The sequence below is a fragment of the Pseudomonas wadenswilerensis genome, assembly GCF_024749185.1.
In the GTDB taxonomy this organism is placed as follows: domain Bacteria; phylum Pseudomonadota; class Gammaproteobacteria; order Pseudomonadales; family Pseudomonadaceae; genus Aquipseudomonas; species Aquipseudomonas wadenswilerensis.
On the sequence record NZ_CP087191.1, the window covers coordinates 5338399 to 5356806 of the forward strand.

Annotated in this window: 16 protein-coding genes; 8 read left to right on the plus strand and 8 right to left on the minus strand. The window is 63.7% G+C overall.

Going from position 1 to position 18408, the window contains the following annotated elements:
- The first annotated feature begins 261 nt into the window (after nt 1-261).
- Nucleotides 262-2439 (plus strand): malate synthase G, encoded by a 2178-nt coding sequence (locus LOY45_RS24570; RefSeq protein WP_258578498.1) that lies wholly within the window; start codon nt 262-264, stop codon nt 2437-2439.
- Nucleotides 2440-2548: 109 nt separating this feature from the next.
- Here the strand turns inward: LOY45_RS24570 and LOY45_RS24575 are convergent, their stop codons facing one another.
- Complete coding sequence (locus LOY45_RS24575) at nt 2549-2992, minus strand: response regulator (RefSeq protein WP_115085005.1); 444 nt, start codon at nt 2990-2992, stop codon at nt 2549-2551.
- Between the two features lie 234 nt (nt 2993-3226).
- On the opposite strand from LOY45_RS24575, the gene LOY45_RS24580 reads away from it, so the two are divergent.
- The 7 genes from LOY45_RS24580 (at nt 3227) to LOY45_RS24610 (ending at nt 11334) form a co-directional block, all read left to right on the plus strand.
- Complete coding sequence (locus tag LOY45_RS24580) at nt 3227-5164, plus strand: DUF294 nucleotidyltransferase-like domain-containing protein (RefSeq protein ID WP_258579324.1); 1938 nt, start codon at nt 3227-3229, stop codon at nt 5162-5164.
- Nucleotides 5161-5871, plus strand: a complete 711-nt coding sequence (locus tag LOY45_RS24585; RefSeq protein ID WP_115084971.1) for a 3'-5' exonuclease — start codon at nt 5161-5163, stop codon at nt 5869-5871. Before LOY45_RS24580 ends, LOY45_RS24585 begins: the two co-directional genes overlap by 4 nt.
- 95 nt (nt 5872-5966) lie before the next feature.
- The gene (locus tag LOY45_RS24590) at nt 5967-6485 is read left to right on the plus strand and encodes an RNA polymerase sigma factor (RefSeq protein ID WP_115084970.1); all 519 of its coding nucleotides are present in this window, start codon (nt 5967-5969) and stop codon (nt 6483-6485) included.
- Nucleotides 6482-7447, plus strand: coding sequence for a FecR domain-containing protein (locus LOY45_RS24595; RefSeq protein ID WP_233674743.1), 966 nt, complete (start codon nt 6482-6484; stop codon nt 7445-7447). The genes LOY45_RS24590 and LOY45_RS24595 overlap by 4 nt, the downstream gene beginning before the upstream one ends.
- A gap of 148 nt (nt 7448-7595) precedes the next feature.
- The gene (locus tag LOY45_RS24600; RefSeq protein ID WP_258578499.1) at nt 7596-10022 is read left to right on the plus strand and encodes a TonB-dependent siderophore receptor; all 2427 of its coding nucleotides are present in this window, start codon (nt 7596-7598) and stop codon (nt 10020-10022) included.
- Nucleotides 10023-10030: 8 nt separating this feature from the next.
- Nucleotides 10031-11164 carry a PepSY-associated TM helix domain-containing protein gene (locus LOY45_RS24605; protein WP_258578500.1) on the plus strand — a complete coding sequence of 378 codons (1134 nt, stop codon included), beginning with the start codon at nt 10031-10033 and terminating at the stop codon, nt 11162-11164.
- Nucleotides 11161-11334, plus strand: a complete 174-nt coding sequence (locus tag LOY45_RS24610) for a hypothetical protein (protein WP_166675629.1) — start codon at nt 11161-11163, stop codon at nt 11332-11334. The genes LOY45_RS24605 and LOY45_RS24610 overlap by 4 nt, the downstream gene beginning before the upstream one ends.
- Nucleotides 11335-11367: 33 nt before the next feature.
- Here LOY45_RS24610 and LOY45_RS24615 read toward each other — a convergent pair whose 3' ends face one another.
- From LOY45_RS24615 to waaF, 7 genes are read right to left on the minus strand one after another with little or no spacing between them, the layout of a single operon-like run.
- Complete coding sequence (locus tag LOY45_RS24615) at nt 11368-12810, minus strand: lipopolysaccharide kinase InaA family protein (protein ID WP_010221388.1); 1443 nt, start codon at nt 12808-12810, stop codon at nt 11368-11370.
- Nucleotides 12810-13562, minus strand: a complete 753-nt coding sequence (locus tag LOY45_RS24620) for a lipopolysaccharide kinase InaA family protein (RefSeq protein ID WP_115084965.1) — start codon at nt 13560-13562, stop codon at nt 12810-12812. Before LOY45_RS24620 ends, LOY45_RS24615 begins: the two co-directional genes overlap by 1 nt.
- Nucleotides 13559-14293 (minus strand): lipopolysaccharide kinase InaA family protein, encoded by a 735-nt coding sequence (locus LOY45_RS24625; RefSeq protein ID WP_115084964.1) that lies wholly within the window; start codon nt 14291-14293, stop codon nt 13559-13561. The genes LOY45_RS24620 and LOY45_RS24625 overlap by 4 nt, the downstream gene beginning before the upstream one ends.
- Nucleotides 14293-15099, minus strand: coding sequence for a lipopolysaccharide core heptose(I) kinase RfaP (gene rfaP, locus LOY45_RS24630; RefSeq protein ID WP_115084963.1), 807 nt, complete (start codon nt 15097-15099; stop codon nt 14293-14295). Before rfaP ends, LOY45_RS24625 begins: the two co-directional genes overlap by 1 nt.
- Nucleotides 15096-16220, minus strand: a complete 1125-nt coding sequence (locus LOY45_RS24635; RefSeq protein WP_258578501.1) for a glycosyltransferase family 4 protein — start codon at nt 16218-16220, stop codon at nt 15096-15098. Before LOY45_RS24635 ends, rfaP begins: the two co-directional genes overlap by 4 nt.
- Nucleotides 16220-17278, minus strand: coding sequence for a lipopolysaccharide heptosyltransferase I (gene waaC / locus LOY45_RS24640; RefSeq protein ID WP_115084961.1), 1059 nt, complete (start codon nt 17276-17278; stop codon nt 16220-16222). The genes LOY45_RS24635 and waaC overlap by 1 nt, the downstream gene beginning before the upstream one ends.
- Entirely contained in the window at nt 17279-18328 is a 1050-nt protein-coding gene (waaF, locus tag LOY45_RS24645; protein WP_134061244.1) for a lipopolysaccharide heptosyltransferase II, read from the minus strand.
- Nucleotides 18329-18408 lie beyond the last annotated feature (80 nt).

The window sequence follows — 18408 nt, forward strand, 5'->3', positions numbered from 1 at the left end:
CCTATGCGACCAATTGGTCGCAGAACGACGTATTTAGTCTAATTTTCACAACCGCAGCGCATCATGTAGTATGCCGCAGCGCGGACTACAAAACGTTGGATCGATGTCTGCCAAGGCGCCTGTGAAAATACGCCAACGCCCGCCAGCCTGTCTGGCAGGCCGCACCCAGCCGCCCGCGAGGGCATGTTCTGGTGCCGTGTTTAGAGAAGCGCGCAAGGCTTAAATAGAAGAGCTGAATAGCTGAGCAGAGTGAGGCAAGCAATGACTGAACACGTTCAAGTCGGTGGCCTTCAGGTCGCCAAAGTCCTGTTCGACTTCGTGAACAACGAAGCCATTCCCGGAACCGGCGTCAACGCCGAACAATTCTGGGTGGGTGCGGAAAAGATCATCAACGACCTCGCTCCAAAGAACAAAGCACTGCTGGCCAAACGTGACGCACTGCAGGCGCAGATCGACGCCTGGCACCAGGCGCGCAAAGGCCAGGCTCACGATGCCGTGGCTTACAAAGCCTTCCTTCAGGACATCGGTTACCTGCTGCCAGAAGCGGCAGACTTCCAGGCCTCGACCCAGAACGTCGACGACGAAATCGCTCGCATGGCCGGCCCGCAGCTGGTGGTGCCGGTCATGAACGCCCGCTTTGCCCTGAACGCCTCCAACGCCCGTTGGGGTTCGCTGTACGACGCGCTGTATGGCACCGACGCCATCAGCGAAGCCGGCGGCGCGGAGAAAGGCAAAGGCTACAACAAGGTTCGCGGCGACAAGGTAATTGCCTTCGCCCGTGCCTTCCTCGACGAATCGGCGCCACTGGCTGCTGGTTCCCATGTCGATTCCAGCGCTTACCGCATCGAAGGCGGCAAGCTGGTGGTCGCCCTCAAGGGTGGCAGCAACAGCGGCCTGCGCGATGACGCCCAGCTGATCGGTTACCAGGGCGACGCCTCGGCGCCGACCGCGATCCTGCTCAAGCACAACGGCCTGCACTTCGAAATCCAGATCGACGCCAGCACCCCGGTCGGCCAGACCGATGCCGCCGGTGTCAAAGACGTGCTGATGGAAGCCGCCCTGACCACCATCATGGACTGCGAAGACTCGGTCGCTGCCGTCGATGCCGACGACAAAGTGGTGATCTACCGCAACTGGCTGGGCCTGATGAAAGGCGACCTGGCCGAAAGCGTCAGCAAAGGTGGCCAGACCTTCACCCGGACCATGAACCCGGACCGCGAGTACACCGCGCCAAACGGTGGCTCGGTCAGCCTGCACGGCCGTTCGCTGCTGTTCGTGCGCAACGTCGGTCACCTGATGACCATCGATGCCATCCTCGACAAGGACGGCAACGAAGTGCCGGAAGGTATCCTCGATGGCCTGGTCACCAGCCTGGCTTCGATCCACAACCTCAACGGCAATACCAGCCGCAAGAACAGCCGCACCGGCTCCATGTACATCGTCAAACCGAAGATGCATGGCCCGGAAGAAGCAGCGTTCACCAACGAACTGTTCGGCCGTATCGAAGATGCCCTGGGCCTCAAGCGCAACACCCTGAAGGTCGGCATCATGGACGAGGAGCGCCGCACCACGGTCAACCTCAAGGCCTGCATCAAGGCTGCCAGTGAGCGCGTGGTGTTCATCAACACCGGCTTCCTCGACCGTACCGGTGACGAGATCCATACCTCCATGGAAGCCGGCGCGGTGGTGCGCAAGGGTGCCATGAAGACCCAGAAGTGGATCGGCGCCTACGAGAACTCCAACGTCGACATCGGCCTGGCCACCGGCCTGCAAGGCCGCGCCCAGATCGGTAAAGGCATGTGGGCCATGCCGGACCTGATGGCCGACATGCTCGAGCAGAAGATCGCTCACCCGCTGGCCGGTGCCAACACCGCCTGGGTGCCATCGCCGACGGCCGCAGCGCTGCACGCCCTGCACTACCACAAGGTTGACGTGTTCGCCCGTCAGGCGGAACTGGCCAAGCGCGCACCGGCTTCGGTCGATGACATCCTGACCATCCCGCTGGCGGCCGACACGAACTGGTCGGACGAAGAAAAACGCAACGAGCTGGACAACAACGCCCAGGGCATCCTTGGTTATGTCGTGCGCTGGATCGACCAGGGTGTCGGTTGCTCGAAAGTGCCGGACATCAACGATGTCGGCCTGATGGAAGACCGCGCCACCCTGCGGATTTCCGCGCAGTTGCTGGCCAACTGGCTGCGTCACGGCGTGGTCAGCGAAGCGCAGATCCTCGAAAGCCTCAAGCGCATGGCGCCGGTGGTCGACAAGCAGAACGCCAACGACCCGCTGTACCGCCCGCTGGCACCGGACTTCGACAACAACATCGCCTTCCAGGCGGCGGTCGAACTGGTCGTCGAAGGCACCAAGCAACCGAACGGTTATACCGAGCCGGTGCTGCATCGTCGTCGCCGTGAGTTCAAGGCCAGGAACGGCCTGTAGCATCCTCGGGGGCTGCTTTGCAGCCCCATCGCTGGCAAGCCAGCACCCACAGGGTCGGTGAATGCAGTACCTGTGGGAGCTGGCTTGCCAGCGATGAGGCCAGACCTGCCTAAGAAATCCCCAGTTCCCTGCGCACCAACTCCACCAGTTTGTCCAGATCGATCGGCTTGAGCAGAAAGTCGACAACGCTCAAGTGCATCGCCTCGATGGCGTCCTGCACATCCGCAGCCCCTGACACGATGATGATCGGCATCGCCGCGCGCTCCGATTCGCGTATGTGTCGAATCAGCTCAAGACCACCGAAAGCGCCCATGCGCAGGTCGGTGATCACCAGGCCAATACCCCGCTCCTTGACCAGGCACTCCAGCGCCTGCTTGCCGCTGCTCGCGGTCAGGCACTTGATACGCTTGGAGCTCAGGTACCTGGCCAGGGCTTCGCGGGCCACACGGTTGTCATCAACGATCAATACCTTCAGCGGCGCAGCCGGTGGCGCCGTTACCGATGCCAGCGCCTCACGCTCGTCCTCGCTCAGTATGTCTTCATGGTCGGACATGGCTGCCTCATCATCAATGACCTGCAAAATGTCCTGTGAATCAGTTCAGACTGCATTCAGATTACTTGCAAACTGCCTTTCGTCGGGTAATTGACACATGACGCACTGCTTCAACACCCTGACGCGGTTTATAGACTTACGTCCAATGGGCACTGAGCACCCCGCGACCGACCATGAAGGTCGAAAACAACAAGGTCGATGATCACAGCTCGACACAAAGACGCGGTAATGCTCATGAGCAAAATGGACGCCTTCGCCCAGGCAGGAAAATCTGCAGTGATGCAGAACATCCAGGGGACCATGCAATTCTTGCAACGCTTTCCACCCTTCAATCAGATGGAGAATGCCCACCTGGCGTTTCTCGTCGAACAGTGCCAGCTGCGCTTCTATGCGGCCAATGACAGCATCATCAAGCCCGCTGACGGCCCGATCGAGCACTTCTACATCGTCAAGCAAGGCCGTGTGGTCGGTGAGCGTCAGCACGTGACCCGCCCGGGCACCGAAACCACCTTCGAGATCACCAGCGGCGAGTGTTTCCCCCTCGCCGCCTTGCTCGGCGAACGGGCTACCCGCACCGAACACCTGGCAGGCGAAGACACCTTCTGCCTGCAATTGAACAAGGCCGCGTTCATCCGCCTGTTCACCCTCTCCGAAGCCTTCCGTGACTTCGCCCTGCGCGGGGTCAGCAGCCTGCTCGACCAGGTCAACCAGCAGGTCCAGCGTCGCGCCGTGGAAACCCTCGGCAACCAGTATTCGCTGAACACCCGCCTGGGTGAGCTGGCCATGCGTCATCCGGTGGTCTGCGATCCGGCTACGCCGCTGCGTGAAGCGGTGCGCCTGATGCACGAGCAGCAGGTCGGCAGCATTGTCATTGTCGACGAGCAGCGCTTTCCCATCGGCATCTTCACCCTGCGCGACCTGCGCCAGGTGGTGGCCGATGCCAGCGCCGACTTCGCCCAGCCGATCAGCCGGCACATGACCGCCTCACCCTTCTACCTGAGCCCGCAAGCCAGTGCCTTCGATGCCGCCATCGCCATGACCGAGCGGCATATTGCCCACGTCTGCCTGGTCGAAGAGCGGCGCTTGTGTGGCGTGGTGTCGGAGCGAGACCTGTTCTCCCTGCAACGGGTTGACCTGGTGCACCTGGCGCGCACCATCCGCCACGCCAGCCGGGTCGAAAACCTGGTGTCATTGCGCGGCGAAATCAGCCAGTTGGTCGAGCGCATGCTGGCCCATGGCGCCTCGTCGACACAGATTACCCAGATCATTACCCTGCTCAACGACCACACCGTGTGCCGGGTGATCGAGCTGGCCATCGAAGACAAGGGCGACCCGGGCGTGCCGTTCAGCTGGCTGTGCTTCGGCAGTGAAGGCCGGCGTGAACAGACCCTGCACACCGACCAGGACAACGGCATCATTTTCGAAGCCCGCGATGCCGCCCATGCCGCCGAGATTCGCGGCCGCCTGCTGCCGCTGGCCCAGCACATCAACCAGGGCCTGGCGCAATGCGGCTTCAGCCTGTGCAAGGGCAACATCATGGCCGGCAACCCCGAGCTGTGCCTGTCCCGCGCCGAATGGGCAAGGCGCTTTGCCGCCTTCATTCGTGAAGCCACGCCGGAGAACCTGCTGGCTTCGAGCATCTACTTCGACCTGCGGGTGGTCTGGGGCGATGAGCAGGCCTGTGAACAACTGCGCCAGAGCATCCTTGAGCAGGTGGCCGACAACCGCCTGTTCCAGCGCATGATGGCTGACAACGCCCTGCGCCAGCGCCCGCCGGTGGGCCGTTTCCGAGAATTCGTGCTGACCCGCCAGGGTAACGACAAGGCCGCCACCCTCGATCTCAAGGTCCAGGGCCTGACGCCGTTCGTCGATGGCGCACGCTTGCTGGCCCTGGCCAACGGCATCGGCGCCAACAACACCCTGGAGCGCCTGCGCCAACTGGTGGCCAGGGAAGTGATCGACCCGCTCGACGGCGCCGCCTATGAAGAGGCCTACCACTTCATTCAGCAAACCCGTATGCAGCAACATCAACTGCAGAGCCGGCAAAATCTGCCCTACTCCAACCGGGTCGACCCTGACAGCCTCAACCACTTGGACCGGCGCATTTTGCGCGAGTCCCTGCGCCAGGCGCAGCGCCTGCAAAGCAGCCTGGCCCTGCGGTACCAGCTATGAGCCTGTTTGCCTGGCTGCGCCCCAGCCCACCACGGCTCGACGAGCAGTTGCGCCAGCGCGTGCAACAGCTGACTGCCCCGGCGCCGCTGGCCGAACATAGCCTGCGCCAGCAGCGCTGGGTGGTGCTCGACCTGGAAACCAGCGGCCTGAACCTCAACCGTGACCACGTGCTGTCGATTGGCGCGGTGGTGATCGAAGACGGTGCCATCGACTTCCGCCAGCAGTTCGAACGTACCCTGCACCAGCGCGACCACAAGCTCACCTCCAGTGTGCTGATCCACGGCCTGGGGCCCAGCGCCATCGCTGCTGGCTGTGACCCGGCCCAAGCCCTGCTTGAGCTGATGGACTTTATCGGCGACAGCCCGTTACTGGCCTTCCATGCGCCGTTCGATCAACGCATGCTCAGCCGCGCTTTGAAGGACCATCTCGGTTATCGCCTGCAGCACCCGTTCTTCGATGTCGCGGAACTGGCACCCCTGCTCAACCCGCAGATCACCCTGCGCGAAGCCGGGCTGGATGACTGGACCGCTTACTTCAACCTGGAAGCCGCCGAGCGCCACAACGCCAGTGCCGATGCCCTGGTCACCGCCGAGCTGGCGCTGATCCTGTTCAGCCAGGCCCGGCGCCAGCAACTGGACAGTCCGGCTCTGCTTGACCAACAGTTGCATCGCCTGCGCAGGCGTCGGCAACAAAGTCATGGCTTTTAAGCATCATCCGATGAGCGTGAATTGCGTCTGATGGGGAGCTTCTGCGACAATCGCGAATAATTCTCGTTAGTTAACGCATCTTTTCGGGGAACGCCTTGTCGTCTGTGCAAAGCCCACACACTGAGCTGGTCGGTACGCTGTACCGTGACCATCGCAGTTGGCTGCTCGCCTGGCTGCGACGCAATATCGCCTGCGCCGAGCGCGCCGAAGACCTGAGCCAGGACACCTTCGTGCGCCTGCTCGGGCGCGAGCAATTGCCTGCGCCACGCGAACCCCGGGCGTTCCTGCTGGCCATTGCCAGGGGCCTGCTGTTCGACCACTTTCGCCGCGCCGCACTGGAGCAGGCGTATCTGGCCGAGCTGATGCTGATCCCCGAAGCCGAGCAGCCCTCCCCCGAAGAACAACACTTGATCCTCGAAGACCTCAAGGCCATCGACCGCCTGCTTGGCAAGCTGTCGAGCAAGGCCCGGGCAGCATTCCTGTATAACCGCCTGGACGGCCTGGGCCATGCCGAGATCGCCGAACGCCTGGGCGTTTCCGTATCGCGGGTGCGCCAGTACCTGGCCCAGGGCATGCGCCAGTGCTACGTGGCGCTGTACGGTGAACCGACATGAATAACAAGCCGGTTTCGGCGCGGGTGCTGGATGCCGCGATCGCCTGGCAGCTGTGCCTGGACTCGGGCAGTGGCAGCACCGACGAACGCGCCGAGTTCGCCCGCTGGCATGCCGCCAACGAAGAACACGCGCGCGCCTGGATGCAACTGGGCATGCTCGACCAGCGCTTCAGCGCCGCGGCCGGCCCTGCGCGCCAGGCCCTGCTGCAATCACGCGCCGGTCTGCGCCAACGGGTACGCAAGCTGGGCAGCGGCCTGGCCAGCCTGGTGCTGGTGGTGGGTCTGCTGAGCTGGGTCAGTGCCCATCAGACGCTGGGCTACTGGCTGGCCGATCAACGCACCGGCACGGGTGAGCAGCGTACCTTGCGCCTCACCGATGGCACCCTGATCAGCCTCAACACCCATTCGGCAGTGGATATCCGCTTCGACGAGCAAGAGCGCCTGATCGTGTTGCACGAAGGTGAAATCTCTATCGAGACCGGCCACAAGGACGATCGCCCGTTTGTAGTCACTACCGAGGACGGCCGCATGCGCGCACTGGGTACGCGCTTCCTGGTCAGGCTCGAAGACCAGGGCACGCGCCTGAGCGTGCTGCAGTCGGCGGTGGCTGCCCGGCCGCAGAACAGCGGCGACGAGCAAATCTTCAAAGAAGGCCAGCAAGTGCTAATGAGCCACGACCGCTTGGGCCGGGCTGACGGCCTGGCCGCCGGTGCCGATGCCTGGACCCGCGGCATGCTGGTGGTCGACAACGTGCGCCTGGCCGATCTGGTCAACGAGCTGGGACGTTACCGCAGCGGGCATCTCGGGGTTGCTGCGGATGTAGCGGACCTGCGCATTACCGGCAGCTTCCCGCTCAACGATACCGACCTGGCGCTGACCTCGTTGCTGCCGACCTTGCCGGTGCAGATCGAACAGCGCACACCGTGGTGGGTGACGGTGGTAGCTAAACGCGATACGCACTGAGGGCCCGATGCGGGCCCTGTGGGAGCGGGCTTGCCCCGCGATAGGCATGAAATAGAAATCGAAATTATTTCCACTACCCCCTGACACTTTTCCCAACTCACTCGGCAAGGAAGCTAGTTAGCACTTACTTCCGTCGAGGAGCCGCTGTATGTCCCGCGCTTTTGAGAACTTCCTGCGTCCCAGCCTGCTGGCCGTGGCCATTGCCCTGACAGCGCCTCTGGCGAGTAGCCCGCTGATCGCCGCCGAGCAATCGGGCAACCTGCGCAGCTACAACCTGCCCGCAGCCCCGCTGTCCACCACGCTCAACCAGATCGCCAGCCAGGCCGGCATCGCCCTGGCCCTGGACCCAAGCCTGGCCAGCGGCCGCACCTCGGCGCCGGTCAGCGGCCAGTACGACGGCGTCGGCGCCCTGCAGGCGGCCCTGCGCGGCACCGGCCTGCAACTGCAACAGAGCAGCGCCGGCACCTATAGCCTGGTTGCGGCACCCGAAGGCACCCTGGCCCTGCCGGAAACCAGCGTCAATGCACGCAGCGACTATGAAAGCGCCTGGGGCCCGGCCACCGGCTTCACCGCCACCCGCACCGCAGCCGGGACCAAAACCGACACTCCGATCGTTGAAGTGCCGCGCTCGATGAGCGTGATCACCCGTGAGCAGCTGGACGACCGCCAGGTCCTCAACCTCAACGACGCCCTGCGCTACACCGCCGGCGTACAAAGCAGCGGTTACGGCTCCGACACCCGCGCCGACTGGCTGCGCGTGCGGGGTTTCGACCCGACCCAGTTCCTCGACGGCCTGCCGCTGCCGAAGGGCTCGTTCGCCAACCCGAAAGTCGAGCCGTGGAACCTGGAGCGCATCGCCGTGCTGCGTGGCCCGGCATCGTCGGTTTATGGCCAGACCCCACCCGGCGGCATGCTCGACATGGTCAGCCGTCGCCCCCAGGCTGAAAGCGCCCACCAGATCGAAGCTCAGGTCGGCAGCAACAACCACCGCCAGATCAACTTCGACAGCACCGGCAAGATCGATGACCAAGGCCAGTTCCTGTACCGTGTCAGCGGTGTCGTACGCGACAGTGGCGCGCCGACCGATCATGTTCCGGACAAGCGCTACAACCTCGCGCCAAGCCTGACCTGGAACATGGATGAAGACACCAGCCTGACCTTCATCACCCAGTTCACCCGTGACGATACCGGGATCAGCGGCCAGTTCCTGCCGCTGCAGGGCACCAAGCTGGGCTCGCCGGCCGGTGATATCTCCCACCACAAGAACCTCGGCGACCCGGACTGGGAATTCTACGACCGCACCTATTACGCCCTGGGCTATGCCTTCGAACACCGTCTGAACGATGTCTGGCAGTTCCGCCAGAACCTGCGCTACACCAAGAGCGACCTGTCGTTCCAGGGTATCAACGTCGCGACCATGAACAACGACACGATCCAGCCTGACGGCACCGTTCCTCGCGAGACCGGCATCGTCAACGAAGACATCAGCCAGTTCGCCGTCGACAACAACTTCCAGGCCGACTTCCAGACCGGCGCCCTGAGCCATACCCTGCTGATCGGCCTCGACCACCAGCGCTCGAACACCAACTACCGCTGGGACTACGGCCTGAGCCCGAGCGTGCCGCCAGGCAACGTGATCAACCCGCCGTACGGCCAGGACTTTTCCAAGGTGGATTACTTCACCATGTACGACTACGGCCAGAAAATCCGTCAGACCGGCTTCTACGTGCAAGACCAGATCGCCCTCGACAACTGGCGCCTGACCCTGGGCGGGCGTGAAGACTGGGTGCACACCGGCACCACCTTCCACAACCAGAACGATGCGACCAGCACCGAGCGCGACAAGGCCTTCACCGGCAACGTCGGCCTGAGCTACGTGTTCGACAACGGCGTGACCCCGTACATCTCCTACACCGAGTCGTTCCAGCCGACTACCGGCGCCGCCGTCGCCTCCACCGATTCGTTCAAACCGACCGAAGGCCGCCAATACGAAGTCGGCATCAAGTACCAGCCGGTTGGCAGCAAGAACCTCTACACCGCAGCCGTGTATGACCTGCGCCAGGACAACGTGAAAGTCACCGAAGGCAACATCACCCAGCAGGTTGGCCAGTTGCAGGTTCGCGGCCTTGAGCTGGAGGCCACCACACAGGTGACCGAAAACCTCAAGCTGATCGGTTCCTACAGCTACACCGATACCGAGATCCTCAAGGGTGCGGCCAACGAGCAAGGTAACCGCATGGCGCTGATCCCGCGCAACCAGGCGACCCTGTGGGCCGACTACACCTGGCACAGCGGCCTGCTCGACGGCTTCGGCGTCGGCGGTGGCGTGCGTTATGTCGGTGACAACTACGGCAACACCACCAACACCGATCTCGGTTATGTCGGCTCCTACACCGTCTACGACGCGTCGGTGCATTACGATCTGGGCCGCAAGGTCAGCACGCTCAAGGGCATGACCGTCGCCGTCGAAGCCAAGAACCTGTTCAACAAGGACTACCTGGCCAACTGCGACGGTTACTGGTGCTACTACGGTGACGAGCGCAATGTGGTCGCCAGCGTCAATTACAAGTTCTAAGGCCGCGGATGAAAAGCCGAACCATCCGTCGCTGGTCCTTCGTTCACACCTGGACCAGCCTGATCTGCACCCTGTTCCTGCTGATGCTGGCAGTCACCGGCTTGCCGTTGATCTTTCATCACGAGATCGACCACCTGCTGGGCGATGCCCCCGAGCTCAAGCAGATGCCGGCCGACACACCCAAGCTCGATTTGCAGGAACTGGTGCTCAAGGCCCAGGCCCATCGCCCTGGCGAGGTGATGCAGTACTTCGGCTGGGATGAGGACGACAGCAACGGCGTGATCGCAATCATGGCCGCCACCGCAGGCACCGAACCGAATTCGTCGCACACGTTCATGCTCGATGCACGCAGCGGCGAAGCGGTGGAAATGCCTTCGGCCAACGGCGGCTTCATGATGACCATGCTGCGCCTGCATGTGGACATGTTCGCCGGGCTGCCCGGCAAGCTGCTGCTGGCGTTCATGGGGCTGTTGTTCGTGGTGGCGATCATCTCCGGCGTGGTGCTCTATGCGCCGTTCATACGCCGGCTGAAGTTCGCTACCGTGCGCAACGACAAGTCCACGCGCCTGCGCTGGCTCGACCTGCACAACCTGATCGGCATCGTCACCCTGACCTGGGCGCTGGTGGTTGGGGTTACCGGGGTCATCAGCGCCCTGTCGGATCTGGTCATCGCGGCGTGGCGCAACGAAAGCCTGACGGCGATGGTCGCGCCCTACCGCGATGCACCGCCGCTAACGGAGCTTGCGCCGGTCAGCCGCGTGCTGGATATCGCCGCCGACGCCGCACCGGGCATGCAGCCGGACTTCATCGCTTTCCCCGGCACGCGTTTCTCCAGCGAGCATCACTATGCGGTGTTCATGAAGGGCAGCACACACCTGACCGCACACCTGCTGACCCCGGTGCTGATCGACGCCAGTAACCTTGAAGTCACCGCCATCGGTGACCGGCCCTGGTACATGGACGCCATGGGCCTGTCGCAGCCACTGCACTTCGGTGACTACGGCGGCCGGCCGATGCAAGTTCTCTGGGCAGTGCTGGATGTGCTGACCATCATCGTGCTGGGTAGCGGGGTGTACCTGTGGCTAGTGCGCCGGCGGGCCAGCAAGCCGGTGGCGGTGGCACAAGCGGAGACGGTGCAATGAAGCGCAAGTCGTCAGGTTTCTGGAGCGTGTTCGGCATGCCAGTGGCGATAGCACTGGTGGGCACGCTGGGGCTGTTTGCCGCCTTGCTTGGCGATGGCTGGTGGGATGCGCTGGCCTGGGCGGGGTTGGGCTTGCCAGCGCTGTACAGCTTGCGCGGCTTGGCTCGATAGCAATCGCGGGGCAAGCCCCGCGATGCGGCTCTATCAGTCCGCCAGCTTCGGCAGGCACTCATCCAGGCGCTTGTACAGCGCACTGCCAGCGGGCCAGTTGCGCAACAACCGCGCCCGGTCACGGGCAAAGGCCTGGGCAAAGCTCATCTGGGTAGCGTGATGACACATGGCATCCAGATCGATCAGCGACCATTGGCCGTCCTGCCAGAACAGGTTGTGGCCCTTCATGTCGCCGTGGCTGATGCGCTCGTGGATCAACTGAGCGAGCAGGTGCTGCAAGGCCTGCAGTTGCTCCTCGGGCACCTCGCCGGATTCGACATACGGCGCGAAACAAGCCAACAGATCCGGGCCATCAGCGTACTCGGTGACCAGATAGGCGCGGCTGCGCAAGCCCATGAAGCGCAGCTCCTGCACCGCCAGCGGCTTGGGCGTGGCAATGCCGAGAAACTCCAGGCGATGCCCTTCGATCCACGAATGCCAGGCCCGGCTCGGGCGCCAGAAGCGCTTGAACCAATGGGCGGTGTTCTTGATGTTGTAGCGCTTGAGCACCAGTGGTCGGCCATTGACCTCGACCTTGGCCACGCTGGCGGCGCCGCCGGTCTTGTACAGGTGGCCCTGGTCGATCAGGGTATCGGCCTGCTCCAGCACCGGCAGCATGGCGACCACTTCGTTGCGACGAATGGAACGCAGGCCCGACGCGCCGCGCTCGACGCTGAACAGCGTGCACTCGCGCCCGGCCTTGTCGAGGTAGTCCTTCAGGCGCCAGCTGCGCACCTTGTCGATCTGCTTCTGCAGGGCTTCCAGCGGCAGCGCGTGCTCGGCGTTGGCCAGCAGGTAATGCACCAGCAGCTCTTCGATAAAGGGCTCCAGACGCTTGGGCAACTGGGCGAACAGTACCCCGAGGTTCTGCAACACCTGTTGGCGCGACAGCGGCTGGCCAAGGGTTTCGGCCTTGATCCCGGCGCCATCGATCAAATACAGCTGGCCGTTATGGCGCAGCAGGTTGTCCAGGTGCAGGTCGTCCTGCCACAGGCCCTTGGCGTGCATCTGCGCCACCGCCGTCAGGGCTTCGCCGAGCACCAGGTGCTGTTCATCGGCCAGCGGCGGCAGGGCTTCGACTTCAGCCCAGGCATCGGCCAGGCTCACGGCGTTTTCGAGAAACTCGAACAGCAGCCAACCGCCCTCGCCTTCGCGCAAACCATCGGCCAGCAGCAACGGCGTGGTCAGGCCCTGGGCGGCCAGCAGCCGCGCACCCTCCAGCTCACGCTGAAAATGCCGGGCAGCACTGCTGCCGACCAGCAATTTGGCCAGCACCGGCTTGCCGCGCCAGATCCCGGCGCCAACATAACGCTGGCCCGGCAGCACCCGCAGCAGGCTGAGCAACTGCAGCTCGGCACTGCCGGCGGCGTCGGCCAGGCTGATGTTCAGGGGCAGATCCGGGCTGCGCCCGGCATCCTTGAGTTCAGACAAACGCATCAGCGAGCCTCTTTCTCACGGCGGCGGCGCGTCAGGCGCTGCAGCCAGGTATCCACCAGCGGGCTGTCGGTGGGCTGGTCCAGGTAGGACGAGAGCATCACCCGCACTTCAGCTTCGCTCCAGATCGGTGCCCGGCGCAACAGCGGCTCAAGGTCCTTGAGCCGGTCACGCATGCCCAGCAGCAGCGGCCGGGTTTTCTCCAGGTCGATCAGTTGCGCCAGCCAGCCATCGCTACGGGTACGCAGGAAGATATGCTTGGGGTAAAAGCAGCCATGCACCTGATTGGCAGCGTGCAGGGTACGCGCAAGCTGCCCGCAGGCGCGCAGGATGCCCTGGCGCTGGCCAATGTCCAGCTGCGGCCACTGCGCCAGCAGGCTGTCGAGGTCGCTCCAGTCATCCAGGGCACGGGTCATGAGGATCGCCCGACGCTCGCCTTCGACCTTTCGCTCGCCGTAATACACCGCCTGCAAAGCGGGAATCCCGAGCTTCTGGTAGCGGCTGATATTGCGAAATTCGCGAGCGAAGGTCGGCTCGCCGAACGGCCGGTGCAGGGTGCGGGTCAGGTAATCGCTCTGGCGCTTGAGGTAGTAGCCTTTGCCTTCAAGCTCCAGGCGATAGACGCTGCTCCAGCCGCCACGACCGGTATTGGGCTCATCCACCGCATCGAGCTGCAGGGCCCAGAGCTGGTCGAAACCGTTGAGGCCATGGCGCTCAAGCAGTGCCACATCGGCACTGGCAAGAAAGTCAGTCATTCGCGTCCCTCGAAAAACGTCACCACATGGCGAATGCGGCGTTTGTCCGATTCATTCAGACGCTCGCGCCCGCGGTACTGCAGGTAGAAGCGCAGACGCTGGGTGTTCGACAAGTGATACTTGGCCACTTTGTCCAGGCACGCCAGGTCTTTGGTGATGCGGTAACGCAGCATGAAGCCCCACCAGAAATCGCCGGTCGGGCAGTCGATGAAGAATAGCGTGGCCTGGTCATCCACCAGCAGGTTGCGCCACTTCAGATCGTTATGGGTGAAGTGGTGGTCATGCATGATTCGCGTATGCCGGGCCAGCTGACGGCTGATGTGGTCAACCCAGCCGCGATCGGCCAGGCGCGCATCGTTGCGCTCGGCCAGGGCCGACAGATCTTCGGTGCGCGGCAGCTCGCGGGTGATCATCGCCCCGCGACCAAAGGCCAGGCCATTACGCTCAAGGCCAAAGGCGACCACTTCGGCGGTGGGGATGTCCCACTTGGCGAACTGCTTGAGGTTCTGCCATTCGGCCTTGATCCGCGGGCGCCCCAAATACCGGCGCAGGCCTTTGCCTGCGCCGGTATAGCGTTTGACGTAATAGTTGACCCCGTCGCGCTCGACACGGATCACTTCGCTCAGCGGGTCGTGGGTCAGGCGCTCGCCCTTGAGGGCGAACACCGCGTCGATGCTGCCAAAATCCGTCGCCAGGGCCTGGTAGGCAGGCTCCAGTTTCCAACCCGCCATCAGAGCGCGTCTCCGTACCGTTGTTTACGCTCGTAGAGCTTCTGCGCCTTGCCTTCCAGCCAGGCCAGCAGCCCGGCTTCCTCGGCGAGGATCTGCCGTAGCGGCTGCTGGAAGTAGCCACGCAAGAAGCGTAACTTGTCGCGCCGGGTCAGGCCGATGTCCAGTGCCGAGAAGTACAGCGCGGCCAGGTCCTTGTCACGCCAGCGGCGGGAGATTTTCGCCCGGGTCTGGGCGCGGTGCAGGTCGATAACCGACAACTTGAAGTCATCGGCGGTCACCGCCCGGTCGGTGTGCAGCAAGAAATGGCAGATGTAGCAGTCGCGGTGGTTGACCCCGGCGCGGTGCATCATGCCGGTCATGCGCGCTACTTCGGCGATCAGCGCACGCTTGAGGCGCGGCGCGGGTGGCTGCTTGACCCAGTCGATGCTGAAGTCTTCGAGGCTGACGGTCGGTGCCAGTTCTTCAGTGACGATGAACGAATGCTGGGCAGCCGGATTATCACCGCGCTCACCATAGGCCACCGCAGTCATGGTCGGCACGCCCACTTCGTGCAGGCGCTGGATGGCCTGCCATTCCTGGCCGGCGCCGAGCACCGGCAGCTTGGCGGTGAACAGGTTCTTGAAGATCTCGCCCCAGCCGATGCCACGGTGGATCTTGACGAAATAGCCACGGCCTTCGACTTCGGTGCGCAGGGTACGGCGGCCTTCCAGCTCGCGGTACACCTCGCCTTGCAGGGCCTCGACGGCCTCGAAGGCATCGCGCCCGGCCCACAGGCGCTTGAACGGCTCAGCCAGTATCAGTTTCATGCGCGCTCCTGCGCCAGGATCACGTCGGCGGCATGCTCGGGCATGCTGTAGAGGTCGGCGCTGTCGGCAAACGCCAGGCCATTGCGCGCCCACTCGGCGCGTGCCTGGCCGTCTTCGAGCATGCGCTGCAGGTAGCGGTTGAGCTGCTCCTGTTCGAACGGCTCATCGAGCACCAGGCCGCTGTCGGCTTCGGCGATGTAATGGGCATAGCCGCACACGGCCGAAACCAGTACCGGCAGCCCGGCGACCAGCGCTTCGAGCAGCACGGTGCCAGTGTTTTCGTTGTAGGCCGGGTGGATCAGCAGGTCGGCGCCGAGCAGAAAGCGCGGGATATCGCTGCGGCCCTTGAGGAACTGCACCTGGTCGCTCAGCCCGAGGGTTGCGCTTTGCAGCTGGAACACCTTGGGGTCGTCCTGGCCGATGACCATCAAGCGCGTGCGCTTGCGCAAGGACGACGGCAAGGCGGCCAGGGCCTTGAGGCTGCGGTCGACACCCTTGGTCTTGAAGCCGGAGCCAATCTGCACCATCAGCAGTTGATCATCCTCAAGGCCGAACTCACGACGGAATTCGGCGCGGATCTCGGCGGCATTGGCCGGCGCGCGGCGGTCCTGGCTGATGCCAGGTGGCAGCAAATGGAAGCGCTCGATCGGTGTCTGGTAATGCTTGATGAACAGCGGCTGCTGGACTTCGGAGATCATCAGGATCTCGGTCTTGGCATCCTTGGCGAACACCGCCCGCTCGTACTCGGCAAAGTGCCGGTAGCGGCCCCAGCGCCGGTACAGCGAGTTGCGCAGGTTCTGCGCCTTGTCTTCGAAGCAGCCGTCGGCGGCGTAGTAAACGTCCAGCCCGGGCATCTTGTTGAAGCCGATCAGGCGGTCAACCGGGCGCTTGGCCAGGTCCGCTTCCATCCAGGCACTGAGTTTCTCGTTGCGCCGATGGTTGAACAGCGCCTTGACCGGTGCCACCAGCACTTCGAAGCCCTCGGGCACATCGCCTTCCCAGATCAGCGTGTAGACGCGGATCTGGTGACCGCGACGCTGACACTCCAGGGCAATGCGCATGAAGTCACGCTGCAGGCCGCCGAAGGGAAAATACTTGTATAGAACAAAAGCCAGTTGCATCAACGAACATCCTCAGCCAGCAGCAACGCGCGCAATTGGCTCGCCACACGCTCGGGATTCAGGCGAGTGAAGCACAGTGGCCACTCGCGTTTGAGATCGAACCGGCGCTGGTCATCAGCGCTCGGCTTGTAGGTACATTTTTTTTGCAGGCACGGCGCGCAGGCAAAATCGCTGGCGATATGCACCTGGGACTTGCCATAGGCACCGGTGAGGCCCGGGTTGGTCGGGCCGAACAGTGACAGGGTCGGTACATCCAGTGCTGCCGCCAGGTGACCGAGGCCGGTATCCACGGCAATGCAGGCCTTGGCTGCGGCCAGTACGCGGGCGACTCCGACCAGGTTCAACTTGGGCAACACCTGGCAGTTGCTCAGGCCCTTGGCAATGCGCTCGGCTCGCGCCTGCTCGGCCGGGTTGCCCCACGGCAGGCGTACCTGCAGGCCTTGCTGGCCGAGGCGTTCGGCCAACTGACGCCAGTAGGCTTCCGGCCAGTGCTTGGTCGCCCAGGTGGTGCCGTGCAGGAACACCACGAACGGCGCCGCCGGCGGCAACTGCAGGCGGTTGAGGTCCAGGCCGTAATCGCCCAGACCAGCCGGCAGGTTGTAGCCCAGAGCGAGGGCGAACAGCTGGCGCACCCGCTCCACCGCATGCTGGCCGCGCTCCACCGACAAACGCCGGTCGTAGAAGCGGCTCGCCAGCCCTTCACGGGCCGAGTAACGGTCCATGCCGGCCACCGGCGCCTTGACGTAACGGGTCAGCCAGGCGGATTTGACCAGGCCCTGGGCGTCGATCACCAGGTCGTACTTGCTCTCGCGCAGACGCTGCTTGAACTGGCGCCATTCGCCGCTCTTGAAGGTCTGCCAGAGGTTCTTGCGCCAGCGACGAATGGCCACCGGGATGATCTTGTCCACCGCTGGATGCCAGCTGGGGATCTCGGCAAAGCCTTCTTCGACCACCCAGTCGAAGCGGATGCCGGGGATTGCCCGGGCGGCGTCGGTCAGCGCCGGCAGCGCGTGGATCACATCGCCCAGGGACGAGGTCTTGATCAGCAGTACCCGCACTTAGTCGACCTCGGCCATGACGTCGATCAGGTTCGGGCCGTTCAGGCGCTGCAGCGCAGCCTCCACGGCTTCCGGCTCCAGTTGACGCAAGCAGTTGTAATGGCCGAATCGGCAGGTACGGTCGAAACAGGGGCTGCAGTCCAGGCCCAGGCGCACCACCTCGACCTGATCGGCCAGGGGCGGAGTGAAGCCCGGCGAGGTCGAGCCGTAGACCGCCACCAGTGGACGGTTCAGCGCGGCGGCCACATGCATCAGCCCGGAGTCGTTGGACACCACCGCATTGCTGCACGACAGCAGGTCGATGGCTTCGGCCAGCGAGGTCTCGCCGCTGAGGTTGCTGGCTTCTTCGCGCAGCCCCGGAATCAAGCGGGCACGAATGGCCTCGCCGACGGCGTGGTCGTTCTTCGAGCCGAACAGCCAGACTTGCCAGCCTTCGCGGATCTTGGTCTCGGCAACCTTGGCGTAATGCTCCGACGGCCAGCGTTTGGCTTCACCGAACTCGGCACCGGGGCACAGCGCCAATACCGGGCGGTCCAGGCTCAGGCCGAACTTGGCCAGGGCGGCGTCGCGGCTCTGCGCTTGAATCTGCAGGCTCGGGCGCGGGTACGGCTTCGGCAGCTCGGCACCAGCCGGGTAGGCCAGGGCCATGAAGCGCTCGATCATCAGCGGGTACTTGGCCTTGTCGAGCTTGCGCACGTCGTTGAGCAGGCCGAAACGCAGCTCGCCGCGCCAGCCGGTGCGCTTGGGGATGCCGGCAAAGAACGGCACCAGCGCCGATTTCAGCGAGTTGGGCAGCAGGATCGCCTGGTCGTACTGGCCGGCCAGGGATTTGCCGATACGCCGACGCGTAGCCAGTTCGAGCGCGCCGTGGCCGAGCGGGAAGCTCAAGGCCTGACGCACTTCGGGCATGCGCTCGAGGATCGGCCGGCTCCACTCGGGTGCCAGCACATCGATCACACATTCCGGGTGACGCTGCTTCAGGCACTGGAACAAAGTCTGCGCCATTACCATGTCGCCCACCCAGCTGGGGCCAATGATCAAAATTCTCATGCTTTATCCAGAAACGATCAGGGAGGCTGCAAACTGTCCGCAAACAGCCTGGCCTCCCCTCTTTATATTCAGGCTATATG

Bases quoted from the DNA above. Each gene is read 5' to 3' on its own strand.
- LOY45_RS24605 (WP_258578500.1), top strand. From the start codon at position 10,031: ATGAAAAGCCGAACCATCCGTCGCTGGTCCTTCGTTCACACCTGGACC.
- LOY45_RS24570 (WP_258578498.1), top strand. From the start codon at position 262: ATGACTGAACACGTTCAAGTCGGTGGCCTTCAGGTCGCCAAAGTCCTG.
- LOY45_RS24635 (WP_258578501.1), bottom strand. From the start codon at position 16,220: ATGCAACTGGCTTTTGTTCTATACAAGTATTTTCCCTTCGGCGGCCTG.
- LOY45_RS24625 (WP_115084964.1), bottom strand. From the start codon at position 14,293: ATGGCGGGTTGGAAACTGGAGCCTGCCTACCAGGCCCTGGCGACGGAT.
- LOY45_RS24580 (WP_258579324.1), top strand. From the start codon at position 3,227: ATGAGCAAAATGGACGCCTTCGCCCAGGCAGGAAAATCTGCAGTGATG.
- rfaP (WP_115084963.1), bottom strand. From the start codon at position 15,099: ATGAAACTGATACTGGCTGAGCCGTTCAAGCGCCTGTGGGCCGGGCGC.
- LOY45_RS24620 (WP_115084965.1), bottom strand. From the start codon at position 13,562: ATGACTGACTTTCTTGCCAGTGCCGATGTGGCACTGCTTGAGCGCCAT.
- LOY45_RS24615 (WP_010221388.1), bottom strand. From the start codon at position 12,810: ATGCGTTTGTCTGAACTCAAGGATGCCGGGCGCAGCCCGGATCTGCCC.
- LOY45_RS24610 (WP_166675629.1), top strand. From the start codon at position 11,161: ATGAAGCGCAAGTCGTCAGGTTTCTGGAGCGTGTTCGGCATGCCAGTG.
- LOY45_RS24575 (WP_115085005.1), bottom strand. From the start codon at position 2,992: ATGTCCGACCATGAAGACATACTGAGCGAGGACGAGCGTGAGGCGCTG.
- LOY45_RS24595 (WP_233674743.1), top strand. From the start codon at position 6,482: ATGAATAACAAGCCGGTTTCGGCGCGGGTGCTGGATGCCGCGATCGCC.
- LOY45_RS24585 (WP_115084971.1), top strand. From the start codon at position 5,161: ATGAGCCTGTTTGCCTGGCTGCGCCCCAGCCCACCACGGCTCGACGAG.
- LOY45_RS24600 (WP_258578499.1), top strand. From the start codon at position 7,596: ATGTCCCGCGCTTTTGAGAACTTCCTGCGTCCCAGCCTGCTGGCCGTG.
- waaF (WP_134061244.1), bottom strand. From the start codon at position 18,328: ATGAGAATTTTGATCATTGGCCCCAGCTGGGTGGGCGACATGGTAATG.